Below are 19,710 nucleotides of genomic sequence, written 5' to 3' on the forward strand. Positions count from 1 at the left end.
GAAAAGTCGGTAGAATTGCACCTAATATTTTAGAGCGTAATTTTCATACAGATGCACCGAATCAAAAGTGGGTAACAGACATCACAGAGTTTAAATTGTTTGGAGAAAAACTGTATGTATCACCTGTATTAGATTTGTATAATGGTGAAATTATTACCTATACAATTGGTTCTAGACCGACGTATTCGCTTGTTTCAGACATGTTAGAGAAAGCATTGGAACGTTTACCTGAAACGCACCAGCTACTGATGCATTCGGATCAAGGATGGCATTATCAAATGAGACAATACGTCCGTACACTAGAATCAAGAGCTATCGTCCAGAGTATGTCTCGAAAAGGCAACTGTTACGACAACGCAGTAATAGAAAATTTCTTTGGGATTATGAAATCGGAGTTCCTCTACATAAAAGAATTTGAAAATGTAGAGCACTTTAAAATAGAATTAGAAAAATATATAGATTATTATAATACGAAACGGATTAAGGCAAAATTAAAAATGAGCCCGGTACAATACCGGACTCACTTTTATCAAGCTGCCTAATGAAATAACCGTGTCTAACTTTTAGGGGTCACTTCAATTATATTCCATCTTGAACAGATTTCTTTACAATTACCCATGTGTCTTTCTTTTTAACCGTTATAGCTACATTAGTTCCATTAGATTCCTTATAAAAGATATATCCATTGTTTGAGTTTACATATGTAACTGGTTCACCTATGCAATCTCGCGAGCAGGATTTGTTGACTAGTTCAATTAAGGATAGTTCACTTGGATCGGTTTTACTGGCTTCTATAACAGCATCAAGGGTTGTTTTTCGATAACCTTGCAAGTTTATATGAAAAAGCTGCTCTATTTCTCCTGTAATGCTAGTGTTCATTACTTCTACTGAATTCTTTTTTTCTTGAAGAAAGCCGTTTTCATAAAGTAATTTTGTATAGCCAATCCATGCTATTAACACTAGCATGAAAAACATACCCGTCATTTTAAGTATTCGAAGTCGTTTGCTTATAATTGTTTCTGAGTATTTCATTCACTCTAATCCTCCAATGTTTTTAATTTAAAATATGCTTGGATACATACTTTTAGAAGAGGATGAAAGTTAATGAGTTTTTAATAAAAAAGAAAACATCCAGGGTTAGATGCTTTCTTTTTTTGGTATTTTTGGCTATCTGTTAGTTACTTGTTTCATAAGTGGTCTTATTTCTTTAACTGGTGGTTTCTTATCATAGGCATCAACGTAAGAAAAGTAGTAGTTTAAGTTTCTTAGAAGACCTTTTCCTATTTTTGCACTTAAGAAAGGAAAGACTTGTCCGGTATAATCATCGAGAGATTTACAGTAATATTTTTCATCTAAATATATACTGTATTTACATGTTAGTTCTACTAAAGGATTCCCTTCATCATCAAATACTTCTTTAGAATCAATAATATCTATTAGTGCAAATTTTTCATTTAAGTAAACTTTCTTTTTTTTCTCGTGTTTATTTGTAAGTATAAAAACGAGACCAATCGCGTTAATCAAACTATTTCCTCCTATAAAAAACGGATATTAATAAAATATATCGATATAAGCTAAATGTAAAGAGGAGAGGTGAAATATCATGGAGAGAAAACTAAATAAGCCGATTGGTGAGAGCTGATAATCAGTGGGGGATGAACAAACCCCTCACTGATTAAAGTTTCACTTTATTGAAATACTTGCGGGAATTGTTTTACGATTGCGTTTGTTATCATGTCAGCCATTTCTAATGCTTCTTTTTCAATTTTATCGTAAAGTTTTACTCCTGCTTCATAATCTTTATTTAGGAAGGCAAGTGCTTCTGCTTTCGTTAGTGCTAAATGTTCATAAAACATTTTTCTAAATTCTTCTTTATCTATATATGGGTTGATCCTGTTAAGGAATTCAATAATTGCGTCACCATTAGCGTACCATTTTTTCTCTATAGCGGCCGCTGCATTTTGATTACCAGCTTTTGCGGCTTTAACAAGATCCGCTGCAATTACTAAGTGATCTTTAATTAATGCACTATATTTTTTCACTGCATCCTCACCGTAAAATGGTTCAAGTGATAGTCCCATATGTGTTGCGTTTTGTAGAAGTCGTCCAACAGTAACATTAACATCTGGTAAATTAAATACTATACTTATAATAGCCAATCTCGTCCAAGCGACGTGTTGTTCCCATAAAGAACGCATATACCCTTTTAAAAAATTCTCATTTTTACTAATTCGGTAGTTCCGTACGGATAAATCATAGTTTACATAAGGGTTATGGTAGGGGGAGTAATACGATTGCCAATAAGAATACATAAATAGTAACACTCCTTTGAACATGTATAACTCAAAGTATGATGAAGATTTATTTTTAGTTACGTGTCCTAGATTATTTTTAGGGAATTTGAAATGGAGAAATTCAATGAATGGTGTTGTGGTATATATGAATAAATTGAATATAAAGTAAAAGAGGGTCTGTAAGGGAAGTTGCAGACCCTCAAAAGGGTATTGCCGAGATGTCGGACTCGACTACGTAATGTTATCATAAAATTCTTTTGAAAAAACCTGGTAAATGTGTCCAAATGAAATTGGGACCTTAATACAGTCAAAGGGACCTGCTTCCCGCGGCAGGCCCCATTAACTAGATAATGTCGATGAGCAAAAACTCATCTGGAGTACTTTCATAGTAACAAGTAAAATGTGTTTTGTGTATTGAGAAAGAAGAATTGCATAATTATATGTGAACAATTAAAATCCCAACAATTTATGATTATCATTAATTGTTGGGATTTAAATATGGTTATAAAATGGAAAAAAGACTTGGAAGTGAGATTGAGGTGTAGAAGTAAGTAATCATGAAAAAGACCTGCTAATATAAGCAGGTCAACTTAAGGGGTTTATCCAACAGATTATTATATATGGTAACAACTGAATTGTAGTAAGTCTATACATTTAATATTGAGAAAAATTCTGCGAATGATATATTTTTTGCGCATATATTAACATCTAAAAAGTTGAGAAAGAAAATTAAAAAGCTTTTTATAAGAGAATAATGGTTGGTACTTATAGTATGATTCATATTTCCACGCATCATTATTAGAGAATTGGAGTTGTGTTGTTTTCTTTTTTGCCGTGATGGAACTCATATTATGATGTTTCATATAGAAACCTCCTGAATTTATATGTATACGATTAGTAGTATTCAAGAAAGGGAAATAAAATGAATATTTAAATTGAAACTCTTTCTTCATGTTTACTGGATTTACGTTATAAATGTTGTAAAACATATAAAACATGGATGCTAATTCATATTAAATAGGTGGAGAAACATAGAATAATGAAAAAATAATAAGCATCTATTCATCTCTTTCAAGTCGCATAAGTGATTGATATAATAGAAGTAGATGAAAGATAAAGAAAAGCAGGTGACTCTTTTTTGTTTACTAAAGCACAAGAACTTTTAGCGTCCTACTTTGGTTATTCTTCGTTTCGAAGAGGACAAGATGAAACAATTAAAAATGTACTAGATGGGAAAGATACAGTATGTATTATGCCAACGGGTGGCGGTAAGTCGATTTGTTATCAAATTCCGGCATTAGTATTTGAAGGAACGACGTTGGTTATATCGCCTTTAATATCACTTATGAAGGATCAAGTAGATACATTGGTACAGAATGGCATTTCAGCTACATATATTAATAGTTCTATTTCTATTGCCGAAGCAAATCAGCGAATTCAATTAGCGAAACAAGGACATTACAAATTACTTTATGTCGCGCCTGAGCGTCTTGATTCGATGGAGTTTGTTGACCAACTTATCGATATGAAAATCCCTATGATTGCGATTGATGAAGCACACTGTATTTCACAGTGGGGACATGATTTCCGTCCAAGTTATTTACATATACATCGCATATTAGATTATCTTCCAGAAAAACCGCTCGTATTAGCATTAACAGCAACAGCAACACCGCAAGTACGTGAGGACATTTGTAACACACTTGAAATTAATCAAGAAAATACAATTATGACAACGTTTGAGCGTGAGAACTTATCGTTTTCTGTCATTAAAGGGCAAGATCGAAATGCATATTTGGCGGATTATATTCGTCAAAATCAAAAGGAATCTGGGATTATATATGCAGCTACTAGAAAAGTAGTCGATCAGTTATATGAAGATTTAATGAAGGCTGGAGTTTCTGTATCAAAATATCATGCTGGTATGAGTGATAGTGATCGAAATGAGCAACAAGAACTCTTTTTACGAGATGAAGTAAGTGTAATGGTAGCAACATCTGCATTCGGGATGGGTATTGATAAATCGAATATTCGTTACGTAATTCATTATCAGCTTCCAAAAAATATGGAAAGTTACTATCAAGAAGCAGGACGTGCTGGTCGTGACGGATTAGATAGTACATGTATATTGTTATATTCTTCTCAAGATGTACAAGTACAGCGTTTTTTAATTGATCAATCAACTGGAGAATCACGTTTTTCAAATGAACTTGAAAAATTGCAAAATATGACCGATTACTGTCATACAGAACAATGTTTACAATCATTCATTTTGCAATACTTTGGAGAAGAACCGAAAGAAGATTGTGGACGCTGTGGTAATTGTACAGACGATCGCGAGAGCATTGATGTGACAAGGGAATCACAAATGGTTTTATCATGCATGATTAGAACGAACCAACGCTTTGGGAAGCAAATGATAGCGCAAGTATTAACGGGGTCGAAAAATAAGAAAGTTATTGAATTTAATTTTCATACTTTACCAACGTATGGGCTTTTATCGAACCGTAGTGTAAAAGAGGTCAGTGAGTTTATTGAGTTTTTAATTTCAGATGAGTTAATTGCAGTTGAACATGGCACTTATCCGACGTTAAAAGTAACAGAAAAAGGGAAAGAAGTATTACTTGGTAAAGAGAATGTTTTACGAAAAGAACGAGTAGAGACAAGACAAATTGTACAAGACCATCCTTTATTTGAAGTGCTTCGTGAGGTACGTAAAGAAATTGCACAAGGAGAAGGTGTACCTCCGTTCGTTATTTTCTCTGACCAAACATTGAAAGATATGTGCGTGAAAATGCCGCAAAGTGATTCCGAATTGTTGACGGTAAAAGGTATCGGAGAACACAAACTTGTGAAATATGGCTCGCACTTCTTACAAGCAGTTCAGCATTTTATTGAGGAAAATCCAAATTACGCTGAAACGATTAAGACAGAAGTAGTTGCAGAGCGTAAAAAGTCAGGAAAAGCGTCCGCAAATTCTCATTTAGAAACGTATGAAATGTATAAACAAGGTATTGATTTGAATGAGATTGCAAAAGAACGTAACTTATCAAGACAAACAATCGAAAACCATTTAATTCGCTGCTACGAGGATGGAATGGAAGTAGAGTGGCAAAGTTTTGTTCCAGCAGAGTATGAATCTCTTATTGAAACTGCCGTTCAAAATGCTGAGGGTGGTCTGAAATCTATTAAAGAACAGCTTCCGAATGAAGTGAGTTACTTTATGATTCGTGCTTATTTACAAATAAAAAAGTAGAGACATATAAAGGGGATAAGATTTTATGTATCATGTTTTCGTTTATGGCACGTTAAGAAGAGGACAAACGAATGCTCATTATATGTTAGGTGCAACGTGCATTGCAGACAGAGCTTGGACATATGGAAAATTATTTGATACGAATGAAGGATATCCGGCTATGACTTATTCGATTGAAGAAAAGGTGTATGGAGAAGTTTATGTAGTAAATTATGAGATATTGTGTAAGTTAGATGAACTAGAAGAATATACAGGTAATGCGGAGACCGATTTATATGATCGAATCACGCAAACAGTATATGTTGCTGATAGGGAAATAGAAGCATATGTGTATATCGCTCAAGATAAAAAGATGATATTGAAAGTTATTGATTCTGGTGACTGGGTGGAGTATCAAAAAGAAAAATAAAAGTAGCTAAAGAGTAGATAGTGGAATAATCCATTATCTATTTTTTATACTTTCACTTTCAAAATTCTTATTATTTTGATGAATTGTAAATATAGGGAAATCAAAAGGAGGATTTTTCATGGGCATTAGAAATTTAGTTTCTCACCTGTAACAGAAAAATAATTTGCAGGAGGAGAATAATAATGAACGAATTAAATGTAAAAGAATTTTATAAAAAACAATTTGAACTAATAAGCTATGATATAAATAATGAAAATTGGTTACAGGAAGTTGCTAAAGAAGTGCAAGAACAAGTTGGATATCCAATTCAGACGATGTTAGAACTAGGAGCTGGAAATGGCGGATTTGCAAGGGCGATGTCTAATTTGAATGTAAAAATGACTACTGTTGAGCTTGTACCGGAGTTAGCTATGTTTGCAAAAGAACATGCTACTAATGATATTGAGGTTCATTGCGCCGATTTTTATAAAATTAACTTTAAAGAAAAGTTTGATGTTGTTATTTATTTAGACGGATTTGGTGTAGGAACAGATGAGGAACAATTGATTCTATTAAAACGAATTAAAAATTGGATGATGGATGATGGATGTGCACTTATTGATATTTATCAACCGTTATATTGGGAAAAGGCCAATGGACAAGAAATGCCGATAGGTTCTGCAATGCGAAAGTATGAATATGATAGTGAAAATGCAAGAATGCTAGACCATTGGTGGGAAATAGATTCTTCAAATGATATCGTGACACAATCTTTACGCTGCTATGCTGTAGGTGAGATTAGTAATTTATGTGCCGAGGCTCATTTAAGTATAGTTGGGATTTTCCCAGGAGGAGCGCATGATTTTGAAGCTGGGAAATATAAAGAGCGATCCTCTTTAAATGAATGTTTATCATATCGAATAAAAGTAAAAAAGAGTAGGGATTAAATCCTTACTCTTTTTACTTTTATTGTGTGAATAATTGTCGTTTTTGTATACATCAATTTAATATATGTGTAGTTGTGTGATTTAAATGTTGCATATTCTTTTTAAATTAGAAAGATGAAAAGTAAGTTTTTTCGGAAAATTTAAATAGAAACTATTGACTTTATGATTGGATTTTTAATACAATGATACTTCGACTGAAAAATTAGAACGGACAGGAGGGAATCGTCGAAATGAGCAACATATTTGAAGATGAGTTACAAAAAATGAAGGATACTTTGCATACGATGGATGAGCAATTGGATAAGCTTGAAAAAATCCCAGTTTATTATGGAGAAGATTTTAAGGAGCAAATTCTTGAAAGTATGAGAGAGTCTAATAGACAAAATTTACGTATTGGTGTGCAAGAGCCGTACTTTGGAAGGTTAGATTTTCAGGAAGATGGTAAAGAAGCAGCTATGCCGATTTATATTGGAAAAGTAGGGGTTTCGGATATGGACACGATGAAACCAATCATTATTGATTGGAGAGCACCTGTCGCAAGTATGTTTTATTCATTTACCGGTGGAGAAGAATTAGCATTTTATCAATCACCAGATGGGTTAGTAGAAGGTGATGTGTATTTAAAACGAAACATTTCTATTCGAAAAAGAGAACTTGAACGTGTCGTTGATACATATGTAAAAGGAAATGAAGATGTATCACATGCCGATGATTTTCTTCTATATCGATTAGGTGAGAATAAAGATAATAAACTAAAGGATATTGTTTCAACGATTCAATCGGAACAAAATGATATTATTCGTGCGGAAAGAAACTTGCCATTATTAATTCAAGGGGTTGCAGGGAGCGGAAAGACAACAATTGCTTTACATCGCCTTGCTTTTTTGATTTATGAATATCGTGAGCAGCTAGAAGCTGAGAGAATGATCGTATTTGCGCCGAATAGTCTGTTTTTAGACTATATTTCGAGTGTACTTCCTGAATTAGGTGTAGGGAATATTAGTCAAACAACGTTTCCGGATTGGGCATTACGTACGTTAGATGATTCAGTGAAACTAAAGCAGACAGAAGAAAAATTGAAAGAAGCATTTTCAATTAATCGTGATGAAGAAAAGGTTATGCTCGGTAAATTGAAAGGTACACTGGAATTTAAGTTCTTTATTGAAGAGAGAATGATTCAATTTGAAAATGAATTAATACCAACAAGTGATTTTGAGGCATGGGACAAAGCTATTATTCCAGTAGAAGACATAAAAAAATGGATGCAAGTTGAATATAAACATTATCCATTAAAGAAAAGAAGAGAAAGATTAGTCGGCCGAATGAAGCGCTGGATTGAAATTGAACTGAAAAAGTATGGAGAAACAAACGAGAAGAAATTATTAAAAAAAGAAGCGACAAAGAGATTGAACACTTATATGAAGTTTTGGCCGAAAATGAGCCCACTTTCACTATATAGTTCAATATTGAAAAGTAAAGAAATACTCGAAGTATTGCCTGAAGAACTTGTGAAAGAAACTGAAAAGAGTTGTCGTAAAAAAGAAGTGTATGTAGAAGATTTACCAGCTTTAATTTACATACATCACCGCATAACAGGTATTGAAATCGGACAGAAATTCCATCACGTCGTTATTGATGAAGCGCAAGATTTTCCACCATTCCAAGTTTATGTATTAAAAGAAATTACACTAGGTAATTCTTTTACTATATTAGGTGATTTATCTCAAGCAATTTATGATTATCAAGGAATTGAAGATTGGAGTGCTTTTAAAGAAGTATTCCAAGAAACAGGTTATTATGAACTGACGAGAAGTTATCGTTCTACAAAAGAAATTATAGAATTTGCGAACGAAATAATTAAAAATGCAGAGATTCCAGTTGGGCTCGCAACACCAGTTTTTCGCAGTGGTGAAGATGTTAAGGTAATCCATGCAGAAGATCAATTTAATGAGATTATGAAGACGTTAAAACATCTACAAAACGAAGATGTGAAAACCATTGCGGTAATAGGAAGAACAGACGATGAATGCCGCGATATATATGAGAAATTAACAAAAGCAGGATTGGCTGTAAACGTTATTGAAGCAGATCAAAGTAAATATGAAGGTGGTATTTCAGTAGTACCTGTCTATTTAGCGAAAGGTTTAGAATTTGATGCGGTGCTTTTAATTGATGTGGATGAAGAACATTACAAAAACACAAAACATGATGCAAAGTTACTATATGTCGGATGTACGAGATCACTTCATGATTTATGGATTTTCCATAGTGGGGAAGCGTCACCTTTAATTAAAGGATTAAAATAAAGTGAAACTATAATCAGTGGGGAGTTTTACTGCAAGCTAATGTGGGATAAATATAAAAAGAGGATTTTCTAGTACTGTATGAAAATCCTCTTTTTTATATTGAAATGGTAGATGTGTAAAATGACAATAAAGTTATTTAATTTTAAAACCTAAAACAAGTATAACCCCGCTCTAAATTTAGGACGGGGTTAAAACATAGTTATTTAATTTTCGATATAAGATACTTCACTGTACTTAAAAATATAACAATAAAGTCGTTTGAAAATCTAAGTTTTATTCAACAATATCGCCCATTGTTGAATAATGTTCAATTTTAAACGAATAAAGCCATTAATATTAAATTTTGATAGCTATCATCCAATTTTACACCCTTTGCTTTTCTACCCTCTTCAAAGAAGCCTAGATTCTTATATAACTGGATTGCACCTAGATTATCTTCCATTACCTCAAGACAAACTTTTTCAATCTTACTGTTATTTTTAGCCCAATTGATTAACGTTTCTAGAAGAGCTCTTCCAATACCATAATTTCGATATTCAGGTAGTATGGTCATCGCAAAAGCCCCTTGATGACTAATTTTTTCTTTGTTTCCGTTCTTAAAATCTATTGCACCGACTAACTTACCATCAACTTCAGCAATAAACTGTACATAATTTGGATTTTCATGATAAGCTTTTAACGTTTTTTGAATAGCATCGATACGCACCTTTTTTACATCCTCAACCGTACTTAGCGTGTATGGAGCGTTTATTAAAGCTTTTGAAGCAGAATCTAGTATTCTTTCTGCATCCTGTTCTTTAGCTTCTCTAATTATTACTGTTTTTCCATCCTTAGATTTATAAGTAAAAACATTAGTTGATAAGATACTACACACACCCTTTCGGAATATAATTAATTAAAATTTTTAACTGTTTCGCGATTCTTAAGTAAGAAAAAGTCGTATCACCTTTTTCTGCATTCGCTCTGCTTCAACTTAATAACGATTATTTCAAATGTTTCTAATTTTTACAATAATTTATTCCGTTATATAACCCGATTTTTGAATAACATGACTGGCGTTTTTTAAACAAATTCATTATCTCTGTACAAGATGAATTAACGACTTGAGCTGTTGTATAAATAATATACAATGACCTTTTCTAATTCCTTAGTTTGTCCTTTTTCCCGTATACGAACGGCATCTACTGGAATTTGTGTATGTTTTAACCAATCTAGAATAAGGTGTAGTTGTACTTGTATTTGACCAATGTGTAGCTTCTTTATGTTCTTATTCTGAATTCTATTAATTAATTGCAGCATATAGGGAAGTTTTTCTATACATTCGCTTAAATCTCCGCAATAACCTGAAGGGAATTCATTTGTACCAAATTCTAAAGTATTGATGTAATTAGAAACTAGGTATATCATGGCTTTTTGTTCGGTATAACCACCTAATTCAATCGCTTTTCGAAGGGATTTTTCTAAATCGTCTTCTTTATTGCTAGAGTCCATATAAATTCCTATCCATCTAAAAGGTCTTGAATCAATCGGATTGTTTTCTGTCCATCTATATAGAATATCAATTAGAAAACTATTTAGTGAGAAAGTTAAGACCTCATCTTTTTCGTTTAATGCATCTAAAATAGTAAACAGCGAAATGGCAAACTCTTCTTGATCTTTTGATTCCCATTTCTTTGCATTTGAAATAAATGTCTCTAAATGTTTATAAGCTAATTTTCGAAGTCCCGCTTCGCGATGCTGACAGTAACAAATAAAATCATGCCAATGTTCATTTGTATTCATATTTATAATAATGGTTTGTAATGCAGTATGAGGTTTATGTATTATAAGTCCCCCAATCTATTAAGAACGTGTTGAAAATTTAGTGTTATTATATCATTACATAAATTAAAAAGGGAGAGTTACTATGATTACAAAAGTAATTACGAAAAGTAATTGGGAAATCGCAAAAATAATTGGAGAAATTAATGAAGATTCACTTATAGAAGAGGGATTTATTCATTGTTCATTAGTAGATCAAGCTTTAAAAGTTGCAGAAAAATATTTCAAGCATGAAGAAGATGTTTTATTACTTACAATTGATCCAACCCTATTAAAAGCAGAAGTAAAATATGAACTTGCTTCTAACGGTCAAGAATATCCGCATGTTTACGGAGTAATTAATGTTGAGGCGATTGTAGAGGTTGTTCCATTGCATAAAGAAAACGGAGAGTTTATCCCGCATTAACAGACAGCTCGATTGGTGAGGGCTGATAATCAGTGGGGAATGAACCAAACCCCCACTGATTAAAAAAGATAAGTATGTTATATATGTTAGTGAGAAAAGCGCAAATCATATAGTTAGTGTATTTCATTATCCGTTTTTTTGTAAAAAATATTGTTTTTATCACACTAATACTGTACGATACATAGTATAAAACATATACTGTATGACATATAGTAATGGGAAAGAGGTGAGTGAATGGATGCTTTATTAAATTCGTTAATTACTGAACTAAGAAGAGGAACATTAACATTAGCGGTTTTAAGCCAGTTAAGAACACCGCAGTATGGGTATTCACTTGTCCAATTATTGGAGAAATCAGGGATCACAATCGATCAAAGTACTTTATATCCACTACTTCGCCGATTAGAAAAGCAAGAGCTAGTGACGAGTAGTTGGGATAAAACGGAGAGTAGACCGCGTAAGTATTACGTTTTAAGTGAATACGGATTAGAGATATTTTTGCAGTTAAAAAAGGAATGGATAAAGGATTCGAAGGAACTTTATAACTTATTAAAGGAGGAGGACAAGAATGAATTTAATTGATATTTATGTCGAGGAAGTAGCGAAGAGATTACCTGAAAAAAATCGTGAAGATATTATTCTTGAACTACGGTCAACAATCGAGGATATGTTACCGGATGATTATAATGAAGATGATGAAAAAAGAGTTCTTGAAAAATTGGGAAGTCCAGTTTCATTAGCTAATGGGTACTTGGATAGACCAATGCATTTAATTGGACCACGTTATTTTGATGTATATATGACATTATTAAAAATGATCTTACCAATCGCAGTTGTAATTGCGCTTATTTCAATGGTTGCAGAAAATTTTATTAGTTATAGTGGTGATCAGGCTGTATTAAATGTTATTTTAAAATTGATAGGTGAAGGCATTGGAAGAACGTTTGAAGTAGGTTTCCAAGTATTTTTCTGGCTGACAGTTGTGTTTGCTGTTATAGAAAGAATGGATAAAGAAAAGGACCCACAACCATTAACAACAAGTTTAAAAAAATGGACGCCAGATGATTTGAAAAATATTGCGTATATCCCGAAGAAAAAGGCGATCTCAAAGTTTGAAGTGTTTGGAGGTCTAATGTGGACGGCAATATGGGCTACACTTTACTTTTATGCGAATCATCTCGTTGGCGTATACAATGGTACGGAAAATGGACTGAAGTTTGTCTCGCCAACTTTTAATCAAGATGTTTTACTGCAGTACTGGCCAATCGTTGTAATTATGATCGTTTTTGAAATAGGTATATCCCTTTATAAATTAGTGCAAGGAAAATGGACGCAAAGATTGGCGATTGGAAATGCTATTCTTCAAGTAGCTGGGACGATAGTATTCATTGTAATTGTAGTAAATCCACATTTATTTAACACAGGATTTATTACGTATTTGGCAAATGCATTTACTATTTCCACAGAGGAGTTTAAAACGTGGCTCATTGGGGGAGGAATTTTCTTCTATACGTTATCTGCTGCAATAAATATATTTGATGGTTTCCGAAAAGCTAGTATTCGTACTTAGATAAAAATCGGAAATTTCGGTAAAATAAAACTATTAAAAAGATAGTGAAATAAGATGAACATGATGAAAGGAAGAAAACAATGATAAGGGAAGCAACGAAAAGAGATTTAGCATACATTTTAGATATTTATAACGATGCGATACTTTATACAACAGCTGTATATGCGTATAAACCTGTAACCCTTGAAAATAGAATAGATTGGTATGAACAAAAAAAGGCCGAAGGGTATCCAATTTTCATATACGAATTAGATAATAAAGTAGTAGGATTTGCGACATTCGGCCCATTTAGAGCGTGGCCTGCTTATAAATATTCAGTTGAACATTCTGTGTATGTAGATAAGACATATAGAAAAAATGGCATTGGGTCTTTATTCATGAAAGAATTAATTAAAATTGGGAAGGAACGAGAGTATATGACCTTAATTGCTGGAATTGATGCAGAGAATGAGAAAAGTATTGCCTTGCATCAAAACTATGGATTTGTTCATGCAGGGACAATAAAAAAAGCTGGTTATAAGTTTAATAAATGGCTAGATTTAGCTTTTTATCAGCTGGAGCTTAACGGTCCTGAAAATCCTATAGAAGAATAAATATTTTTCGGTAGCAAGAAAAAATTCATGCTACCTTTTTCTTATTTTAATAGCTGATGAAAAGGTTTTTTATATTCAATATTGAATTATTAGAAGTTAATATAACGATATGAAAAGAGGGATGGAAATGGAAACTGTCATAAATAAAATAAAAGAGGTACAATCTAATTATGTGGGAATGGAAATTTATTCTACAAAAAACAATCGTATAGTTGCTTCATATAATAGTGAATTAAATATTCCGTTAGCATCAGCAGCAAAATTAGTTATTGGATTTGTAGTAGCACAAATGGTGAAGGAAAATAAACATAATTGGAATGATATACTTCATCACATTAAATTTAATCCGCATGAAGATAGTACGCAGTTATATCCGCATTTACAAGGAAGAACTTCTTTAACACTTAGTCAAGCGGTCGAGGTAATGATAGCTTGTCATGATAGTTACGTTGCACAGTCAGTTGTAATGCACTGTGGTGGATGGGATGCTGTGAAAATGTATGTACAAACGTACTTTTCAAAAATTCATATACAAGAGAATGCTAGAGATGAGAAAAATATTGGAGACTTAAATGAAGTTCTTGCCCTTTTGATACAAACCTTTCAAGGTTATAAATCAGAACCAGAATTATGGGAACCAATTATTAGTGGCATGGTAAGACAACAAGGAGAGTATGAAGAAATCCCATATTATCATTTAGCTCATATGACAGGTGGATTGCTCACAGCTACAATAAATATTGGTATAATAGGAATGTTTAACGAATTTCCGCTTCTTTATGTGATTGGGGGAAAAGATTTACCGAATCGACGTGAAAATAAAGAGGTAGATGAAGCTTTTGCAGTAGTTTTAAAGTACATATACAAAGAATATAGTGAAAACATGCTAGGAGTGAGCGGTTGAAAAGAAACTTAAAGATTTCAACAATCATTATTTTAATTTTAACGATTATTGCTCTTGAAGTTGGAATCGCACTATATAATCACAATTTGTCATTAGATACAATTTACTTTGCAGCAATCCTTATTTGTATTGTATTGCTTTTTGGTACACGTGTTTCTGAAGGGAAAGAAAGTAAATCGAAACGAGGGCGAAGAAAAACAGCTCTTATATTTTGGCCATCTATTTTATTGTCTATCATTTGTTTCGCAGTTATAAGTTACATAAGGATAGGCTATGTCTCTGTACCAGGGATAATTGGCTTTTCATGCTTTGTTACATATGGTGGATTCGTATGTATTAGTATTTTAAAGAGAAAAAATAAAATGTAGCTTACTAAGCTGAAAGGAAGCAATATATATGAAACATATAAAGAACGGTACACGCACTGAAGGAGAATATATTAAAAATAAAGTTATTCAATATAATATGTCCATCTTAACAGATGAGGCAAGACAGACGATGGAAGAAGTAAGCCTCGTAGTAAAAAATGAAGAAGGAAAAATTTTTGGTGGCGTAACAGGTACAATGTATTTTTATCACCTTCATATCGACTTTTTATGGGTTGATGAATCAGTTCGTCATGACGGTTATGGTAGCCAACTTTTACATGAAATTGAAGGTATTGCGAAGGAAAAAGGGTGTAGATTAATATTGCTAGATTCATTTAGTTTCCAAGCACCAGAATTTTATAAAAAGCACGGTTACAGGGAGTATGGTGTCGTTGAAGATCACCCGAAAGGTCATAGTCAGCACTTTTTTGAAAAGAGATTATAAAGTGAAACTTTAATCAGTGGGGGTTTTACGGGTAGCCGGATCCCACCAAACTTCTTTGCTTTTGCTGAATTTTGAGGTGGGGTCTTACTGCACGGCAAATAGCGGGATAATAATATTATGTATATTGGTTGATGGGAGAAAGCATATGTACACGTATAAATTGCAACAAGAACAACCAGTCTGTGCAGAAAAAATAAAAAAACTTTATGATTCTGTCGGTTGGTGGCCAGAAAGAAAAGAAGTCGATATTGAAATAATGTTAAAGAATAGTATAGCAATTGGAGTATGGGAAGAAAATGAATTAATTGGATTTGCTAGAGTCGTTTCTGATGGTGTTTTTCGAGCATACATTGAAGATGTTGTCATACATGAGAGTGTAAGAAATAAAGGTATTGGAGAGAAGATGCTTACAATATTACTTCGAGAAATATCTCATATTGATATTGTTAGTCTATTTTGCGGAGAGAAGCTAATAAAGTTTTATGGTGAGCAACAATTTCAAGCAACGAAGCAAATTGTGATGCATCGTAATCAAACAGGGAAAGAATAAGAGGTGCCAATTAAAATGAATGCAACAAGAGCGTACTGTTTATCGAAAAGAAAAGCGACAGAAGATTCTCCAGATGGTTGGAGTGCAACATGTATGAGGCTTAATAATAAAATATTTGCGATAGTAAATCATGAAGAAGGTGAAAAAGCTGCGATTACATTGAAGTGTGATCCAGAAGTCGCATTAAGAATAAGAGAAGATTATCCAGAAACAATTATTCCAGGGTATCATATGAATAAAAAACATTGGAATACCGTTTATATTCGTAAGGGTATAGAACAGGAGCAAATAAATAAAATGATTGATTGGTCGTATGATTTAGTACTACAATCATTTTCAAAGAAAAAGCAGCAGGAGTTAATGAATTAATATGTATTAGGAGTGTGTGTAATGAAAGATTCGATTAAAGATACGTATGATAAATTAGCGAGTACATATAAAGAAAATCTAGATTTCGCAAATCCATATAACAGTTATTATGAAAGACCGGCGATGATGGAGCTTATTCCAAAGGAACTAGAAGGAAAAAAGATACTAGATGCTGGATGTGCAGCTGGATGGTATACTTCTCAATTCATAGGAAGAAGAGCAAATGTTACAGCAATTGATATAAGTCCTGAAATGGTAAAAGCAGCAAAAGAAAATATAGGAGAAGAAGCAACGTTCCTTTGTCATGATCTGCAAGAAACATTGCCATTTGAAGATAGTACGTATGATGTGATTGTAAGTTCGTTAACTCTTCATTACTTAGAAAATTGGAATCAAGTATTTCAAGAATTTCGTCGTGTACTGAAGCCAGGTGGAGAACTTATTTATTCTATTCATCATCCTTTTATGGATTTCACAAAGTTTCCATGTGAAAATTATTTTGAAAAACAGTTATTAATAGATACTTGGGTTAAACCGAATATTACTATTGAAGTCAAGTTTTTCAGAAGGTCACTACAAGACATAATAAATGAAACTACAAATTATTTTGTATTAGAAGAGATAGTGGAACCGAAGGCAGTTGAAAAGATGAAAGAAGTAGACGAAAAATCATATTATTATCTAAATATGAATCCACATTTTCTTATCATAAAAGCAACTAATAAATAGCTAGTAAAATAACTTTATTTTACTAGCTATTTACAGTTATACATTATATATTAGGAGACTTTAAAATGAATACGAAACGAAATAGAGTATTATATGCACTATTTACTATAGTTGTTATTATTTTAGGTCTTAGCTCAAGGAAGTTTTCTTTTGCACTACCACATCTATTAAATGATTACTTAGGCGATGCTTTATGGGCATTAATGATTTTCACTGGCTTTGGATTTTTGTTTCTTAAAACAGAGACGAAGAAGTTGTCTTTTATTAGTTTAATGTTTTGCTACGGGATTGAAGTGAGCCAATTGTATCATGCTGAATGGATAGATAGCATGCGTGCAACGACTTTGGGTGGACTCGTGTTGGGATACGGTTTTTTGTGGAGTGATTTAGTGGCTTATACAATTGGTGTTGGAGTGGGAATACTGTGTGAGGTTATTTTTCGGAAGAAATAAGAATTGTAAAAGGAGTATTTGTAAATGGAACAAGCACTGGAAATTGCAAAGTTTTGGTTTCAAAATGAACATGTCACAGCTACTATAATGCAACCAAAAGTAGCGAAGGTTATATGCAAGAATAAAGAGTATATTTTAAAGAGAACGGGATCGATAGACCAACTTCTAGTTGAATTCGATGTTTTGGATCAACTGTATGAAAAGGGAATTAAAGTACAGAGAGTAGTAAAGACAGAAAATGATGAACAATATGTATTATATAAAGAAAAATATTATTGCTTATATGAGTATGTTGCCGGAAGTGTTTTAGAAATAAAAGATACGGATAAGCTGGAAAGGCTAGCAAGTACAATTGGAGAAGAAATAGCTAATCTGCACAAAGCATTACATTCGGTGAATAGTGATCATGAGTTAATAAAAAGAAATTTATATAAGACGGTATTTGAATGGGCTATACCAATTTTAGAAAAGAATGAGTATGTTCATCGAGAGGTAATTCAAAAGATGGAGCGAATGCACACAGATTTCAAGGAAACGGTCCATCCATTACCGAGACAAATTATTCATCGTGATATGCATCTATCAAATGTAATCTTTAAAGATGATAAACTGGAAGGGTTTATAGATTTCGAGATTTTAGAAAATAATGTAAAAATATTTGATGTATGTTATTGCTGTACAAGTGTATTAAGCGAGCTATTTAGTGATGAAAGATTAAGAGGAAAATGGTTACATATCGTTAGCAAAGTCTTTGAAGGTTATTATAAACAAAATGATTTAACGAAAGAAGAACTAAAAGCTATTTGGTATGTTATGCTTTCAATTCAAATTATCTTTATTGCTTATTTTGTCCAGTTACCAGATTTATTAAAGTTAAATGAAGAAATGTTCTTCTGGATCTTTGCTAATAAGGAAGATATTGAAGAAGTTATAGAAGGTATCGTAAAGGTATGAAAAAAATAATATTAATTGGTTCTGGTGGTTCAGGAAAATCTAAACTAGCAAGACAGTTAGGAAATAAATTAAATATTAAGGTGCATCATCTTGATGTATTATTTTGGAAACCGAATTGGGAAGGTGCTCCGAGAGAAGAACAAATAACAGTTCAAAATAACTTAATTAAAGATGAGAAGTGGATTATTGATGGGAATTATGGCGGGATGATGGGTATCAGACTGAATGCAGCTGATACAATTATTTTCCTTGATATTCATAGAACAATTTGTATTTATCGTGCTTTTAAAAGAATTGTAAAATACCGAAATAAAACAAGACCAGATATGGGCGCGGGATGTGAAGAAAGATTTGATTTGCAATTTTTTAAATGGATATGGGAATATCCTAATGCTAAACGACCTACAATTTTAAAAGAGTTAGAGCAATTGCCCGAAGAGAAAAAGGTTATTGTTTTAAAATCTCCAAATGAGGTTCGGAAATTTTTAGAGCACATATAATAATAGAATGTAACACAAAAATTCTTTGTGGATCTTACCGATTAGTTTAATAAAACTAATCGTTTTTTATTATGAAAAATTTAACGCTTTTTGAAAATTGTATTTTGTAATGAGTATATGACTATAAGTTCATATAAAATGAACGTTTGGAGGAATAGAAAATGACTAACGATTTAATTCAACTAATCGATTCATTAATGGTCAATATTCCAGCTGGAGAGGTAGTATTAAGAGATGATCGAATAAAAAAAGAATGGCTAGTACAAATTCAACCATTTCTTCTTGCAAAGTATGCTGTAACAATGGAACTATATGATGCTATTACAAATAGTACATTAAATAATTTTGAAAAAAATCATAAACCAGTTGTAAATATTTCATGGAACGATGCCATTGCGTTTTGTAATGTACTTTCAAAAATAGCGGGATTAAAAGAATATTATTCTATTAGTGATGTTGGTCAAATTGTGAAATGTAATTTAGATTCGAATGGCTACCGATTACCATCTGAGGCAGAGTGGCAATATGCATGTAAAGCAAGTACAACCGGATATACATACGGGAAACTTCTTGATATAGCGTGGTATAATGAAAATTCAAATGGACAAATTCATGACGTTGGCCAAAAGGAACCGAATGCATGGGGACTTTATGATATGCTAGGGAACGTTTGGGAATGGTGCTATGATTTGTATGATGAAAAAGTATACGGATCATACCGCATTTTTCGTGGAGGTAGTTGGGCGGAGGCAGCGAGAGGTTGCGGCGCTACTTGTCGTCGCCGAAGCCATCCCACATTTCATATAGAAGATCTCGGTTTTAGACTTGCTAGGTCAATTTAGCAGGAATATGATACGA

At 32.8% G+C, this 19,710-nt stretch carries 24 protein-coding genes; 19 read left to right on the plus strand and 5 right to left on the minus strand.

Going from position 1 to position 19,710, the window contains the following annotated elements; all coding sequences use genetic code 11:
• On the plus strand, positions 1-542 hold a 542-nt coding region (locus ACYFX0_RS25740; protein WP_460270783.1), incomplete at its 5' end, for an IS3 family transposase.
• Positions 543-579: 37 nt separating this feature from the next.
• On the opposite strand, the gene ACYFX0_RS25745 is transcribed toward ACYFX0_RS25740, so the two are convergent.
• From ACYFX0_RS25745 to ACYFX0_RS25755, 3 genes are all read right to left on the minus strand, one after another.
• The gene (locus ACYFX0_RS25745; protein ID WP_000877575.1) at positions 580-1,032 is read right to left on the minus strand and encodes a hypothetical protein; all 453 of its coding nucleotides are present in this window, start codon (positions 1,030-1,032) and stop codon (positions 580-582) included.
• A 135-nt stretch (positions 1,033-1,167) separates the two neighbouring features.
• Positions 1,168-1,524, minus strand: coding sequence for a hypothetical protein (locus tag ACYFX0_RS25750; protein ID WP_000606231.1), 357 nt, complete (start codon positions 1,522-1,524; stop codon positions 1,168-1,170).
• A 164-nt stretch (positions 1,525-1,688) separates the two neighbouring features.
• Positions 1,689-2,312: a hypothetical protein gene (locus ACYFX0_RS25755; RefSeq protein ID WP_000287725.1), complete on the minus strand. Its 624-nt coding sequence runs from the start codon at positions 2,310-2,312 to the stop codon at positions 1,689-1,691.
• Positions 2,313-3,432: 1,120 nt separating this feature from the next.
• Between ACYFX0_RS25755 and recQ the strand changes: the two genes are divergently transcribed.
• The 4 genes from recQ (at position 3,433) to ACYFX0_RS25775 (ending at position 9,191) form a co-directional block, all read left to right on the plus strand.
• Positions 3,433-5,550, plus strand: a complete 2,118-nt coding sequence (gene recQ / locus ACYFX0_RS25760) for a DNA helicase RecQ (protein ID WP_106082118.1) — start codon at positions 3,433-3,435, stop codon at positions 5,548-5,550.
• Between the two features lie 25 nt (positions 5,551-5,575).
• The gene (locus ACYFX0_RS25765; RefSeq protein WP_106082117.1) at positions 5,576-5,959 is read left to right on the plus strand and encodes a gamma-glutamylcyclotransferase family protein; all 384 of its coding nucleotides are present in this window, start codon (positions 5,576-5,578) and stop codon (positions 5,957-5,959) included.
• A 182-nt stretch (positions 5,960-6,141) separates the two neighbouring features.
• A complete protein-coding gene (locus tag ACYFX0_RS25770; protein WP_001004294.1) occupies positions 6,142-6,885 on the plus strand; it encodes a class I SAM-dependent methyltransferase in 744 nt (247 codons plus the stop codon).
• A gap of 230 nt (positions 6,886-7,115) precedes the next feature.
• A complete protein-coding gene (locus ACYFX0_RS25775) occupies positions 7,116-9,191 on the plus strand; it encodes a HelD family protein (RefSeq protein ID WP_000065164.1) in 2,076 nt (691 codons plus the stop codon).
• 313 nt (positions 9,192-9,504) lie between these two features.
• On the opposite strand, the gene ACYFX0_RS25780 is transcribed toward ACYFX0_RS25775, so the two are convergent.
• Both ACYFX0_RS25780 and ACYFX0_RS25785 read right to left on the minus strand, forming a co-directional pair.
• Positions 9,505-10,065 (minus strand): GNAT family N-acetyltransferase, encoded by a 561-nt coding sequence (locus ACYFX0_RS25780; protein ID WP_000337120.1) that lies wholly within the window; start codon positions 10,063-10,065, stop codon positions 9,505-9,507.
• A 221-nt stretch (positions 10,066-10,286) separates the two neighbouring features.
• On the minus strand, positions 10,287-10,973 hold the full coding sequence (locus tag ACYFX0_RS25785; protein ID WP_001095278.1) for a hypothetical protein: 687 nt from the start codon (positions 10,971-10,973) through the stop codon (positions 10,287-10,289).
• A 124-nt stretch (positions 10,974-11,097) separates the two neighbouring features.
• Between ACYFX0_RS25785 and ACYFX0_RS25790 the strand changes: the two genes are divergently transcribed.
• The 14 genes from ACYFX0_RS25790 (at position 11,098) to ACYFX0_RS25855 (ending at position 19,694) form a co-directional block, all read left to right on the plus strand.
• A complete protein-coding gene (locus ACYFX0_RS25790) occupies positions 11,098-11,418 on the plus strand; it encodes a DUF952 domain-containing protein (RefSeq protein WP_086398322.1) in 321 nt (106 codons plus the stop codon).
• A gap of 234 nt (positions 11,419-11,652) precedes the next feature.
• On the plus strand, positions 11,653-12,000 hold the full coding sequence (locus ACYFX0_RS25795) for a PadR family transcriptional regulator (protein WP_000339347.1): 348 nt from the start codon (positions 11,653-11,655) through the stop codon (positions 11,998-12,000).
• Entirely contained in the window at positions 11,987-12,988 is a 1,002-nt protein-coding gene (locus ACYFX0_RS25800; protein WP_106082116.1) for an HAAS signaling domain-containing protein, read from the plus strand. Before ACYFX0_RS25795 ends, ACYFX0_RS25800 begins: the two co-directional genes overlap by 14 nt.
• 80 nt (positions 12,989-13,068) lie before the next feature.
• On the plus strand, positions 13,069-13,581 hold the full coding sequence (locus ACYFX0_RS25805; RefSeq protein WP_106082115.1) for a GNAT family N-acetyltransferase: 513 nt from the start codon (positions 13,069-13,071) through the stop codon (positions 13,579-13,581).
• 127 nt (positions 13,582-13,708) lie between these two features.
• Complete coding sequence (locus tag ACYFX0_RS25810; RefSeq protein ID WP_000450757.1) at positions 13,709-14,485, plus strand: serine hydrolase; 777 nt, start codon at positions 13,709-13,711, stop codon at positions 14,483-14,485.
• Positions 14,482-14,853 (plus strand): hypothetical protein, encoded by a 372-nt coding sequence (locus ACYFX0_RS25815; protein ID WP_106082114.1) that lies wholly within the window; start codon positions 14,482-14,484, stop codon positions 14,851-14,853. The genes ACYFX0_RS25810 and ACYFX0_RS25815 overlap by 4 nt, the downstream gene beginning before the upstream one ends.
• A 28-nt stretch (positions 14,854-14,881) precedes the next feature.
• Positions 14,882-15,298: a GNAT family N-acetyltransferase gene (locus ACYFX0_RS25820; RefSeq protein ID WP_000680538.1), complete on the plus strand. Its 417-nt coding sequence runs from the start codon at positions 14,882-14,884 to the stop codon at positions 15,296-15,298.
• Positions 15,299-15,443: 145 nt separating this feature from the next.
• The gene (locus tag ACYFX0_RS25825; protein ID WP_000288980.1) at positions 15,444-15,848 is read left to right on the plus strand and encodes a GNAT family N-acetyltransferase; all 405 of its coding nucleotides are present in this window, start codon (positions 15,444-15,446) and stop codon (positions 15,846-15,848) included.
• Between the two features lie 15 nt (positions 15,849-15,863).
• Positions 15,864-16,217 carry an MmcQ/YjbR family DNA-binding protein gene (locus ACYFX0_RS25830; RefSeq protein WP_000994625.1) on the plus strand — a complete coding sequence of 118 codons (354 nt, stop codon included), beginning with the start codon at positions 15,864-15,866 and terminating at the stop codon, positions 16,215-16,217.
• Positions 16,218-16,238: 21 nt separating this feature from the next.
• Positions 16,239-16,946 carry a class I SAM-dependent methyltransferase gene (locus ACYFX0_RS25835; protein ID WP_000655260.1) on the plus strand — a complete coding sequence of 236 codons (708 nt, stop codon included), beginning with the start codon at positions 16,239-16,241 and terminating at the stop codon, positions 16,944-16,946.
• Positions 16,947-17,011: 65 nt separating this feature from the next.
• On the plus strand, positions 17,012-17,398 hold the full coding sequence (locus ACYFX0_RS25840) for a ribosomal maturation YjgA family protein (RefSeq protein WP_001093452.1): 387 nt from the start codon (positions 17,012-17,014) through the stop codon (positions 17,396-17,398).
• A gap of 24 nt (positions 17,399-17,422) precedes the next feature.
• Positions 17,423-18,352, plus strand: a complete 930-nt coding sequence (locus tag ACYFX0_RS25845) for a phosphotransferase enzyme family protein (protein ID WP_106082113.1) — start codon at positions 17,423-17,425, stop codon at positions 18,350-18,352.
• Entirely contained in the window at positions 18,349-18,852 is a 504-nt protein-coding gene (locus ACYFX0_RS25850; RefSeq protein ID WP_106082112.1) for a DNA topology modulation protein, read from the plus strand. The genes ACYFX0_RS25845 and ACYFX0_RS25850 overlap by 4 nt, the downstream gene beginning before the upstream one ends.
• Before the next feature lie 161 nt (positions 18,853-19,013).
• A complete protein-coding gene (locus ACYFX0_RS25855; protein ID WP_000180349.1) occupies positions 19,014-19,694 on the plus strand; it encodes a formylglycine-generating enzyme family protein in 681 nt (226 codons plus the stop codon).
• Positions 19,695-19,710: the final 16 nt, after the last annotated feature.

Source organism: Bacillus sp. NEAU-Y102, from assembly GCF_054788175.1.

What these genes read in the sequence shown, in the direction of transcription:
- ACYFX0_RS25745 (WP_000877575.1), bottom strand. Translation starts at nt 1,032, where the DNA reads ATGAAATACTCAGAAACAATTATAAGCAAACGACTTCGAATACTTAAA.
- ACYFX0_RS25755 (WP_000287725.1), bottom strand. Translation starts at nt 2,312, where the DNA reads ATGTATTCTTATTGGCAATCGTATTACTCCCCCTACCATAACCCTTAT.
- ACYFX0_RS25765 (WP_106082117.1), top strand. Translation starts at nt 5,576, where the DNA reads ATGTATCATGTTTTCGTTTATGGCACGTTAAGAAGAGGACAAACGAAT.
- ACYFX0_RS25770 (WP_001004294.1), top strand. Translation starts at nt 6,142, where the DNA reads ATGAACGAATTAAATGTAAAAGAATTTTATAAAAAACAATTTGAACTA.
- ACYFX0_RS25775 (WP_000065164.1), top strand. Translation starts at nt 7,116, where the DNA reads ATGAGCAACATATTTGAAGATGAGTTACAAAAAATGAAGGATACTTTG.
- ACYFX0_RS25785 (WP_001095278.1), bottom strand. Translation starts at nt 10,973, where the DNA reads ATGAATACAAATGAACATTGGCATGATTTTATTTGTTACTGTCAGCAT.
- ACYFX0_RS25790 (WP_086398322.1), top strand. Translation starts at nt 11,098, where the DNA reads ATGATTACAAAAGTAATTACGAAAAGTAATTGGGAAATCGCAAAAATA.
- ACYFX0_RS25795 (WP_000339347.1), top strand. Translation starts at nt 11,653, where the DNA reads ATGGATGCTTTATTAAATTCGTTAATTACTGAACTAAGAAGAGGAACA.
- ACYFX0_RS25800 (WP_106082116.1), top strand. Translation starts at nt 11,987, where the DNA reads ATGAATTTAATTGATATTTATGTCGAGGAAGTAGCGAAGAGATTACCT.
- ACYFX0_RS25805 (WP_106082115.1), top strand. Translation starts at nt 13,069, where the DNA reads ATGATAAGGGAAGCAACGAAAAGAGATTTAGCATACATTTTAGATATT.
- ACYFX0_RS25810 (WP_000450757.1), top strand. Translation starts at nt 13,709, where the DNA reads ATGGAAACTGTCATAAATAAAATAAAAGAGGTACAATCTAATTATGTG.
- ACYFX0_RS25820 (WP_000680538.1), top strand. Translation starts at nt 14,882, where the DNA reads ATGAAACATATAAAGAACGGTACACGCACTGAAGGAGAATATATTAAA.
- ACYFX0_RS25825 (WP_000288980.1), top strand. Translation starts at nt 15,444, where the DNA reads ATGTACACGTATAAATTGCAACAAGAACAACCAGTCTGTGCAGAAAAA.
- ACYFX0_RS25830 (WP_000994625.1), top strand. Translation starts at nt 15,864, where the DNA reads ATGAATGCAACAAGAGCGTACTGTTTATCGAAAAGAAAAGCGACAGAA.
- ACYFX0_RS25835 (WP_000655260.1), top strand. Translation starts at nt 16,239, where the DNA reads ATGAAAGATTCGATTAAAGATACGTATGATAAATTAGCGAGTACATAT.
- ACYFX0_RS25840 (WP_001093452.1), top strand. Translation starts at nt 17,012, where the DNA reads ATGAATACGAAACGAAATAGAGTATTATATGCACTATTTACTATAGTT.
- ACYFX0_RS25845 (WP_106082113.1), top strand. Translation starts at nt 17,423, where the DNA reads ATGGAACAAGCACTGGAAATTGCAAAGTTTTGGTTTCAAAATGAACAT.
- ACYFX0_RS25850 (WP_106082112.1), top strand. Translation starts at nt 18,349, where the DNA reads ATGAAAAAAATAATATTAATTGGTTCTGGTGGTTCAGGAAAATCTAAA.
- ACYFX0_RS25855 (WP_000180349.1), top strand. Translation starts at nt 19,014, where the DNA reads ATGACTAACGATTTAATTCAACTAATCGATTCATTAATGGTCAATATT.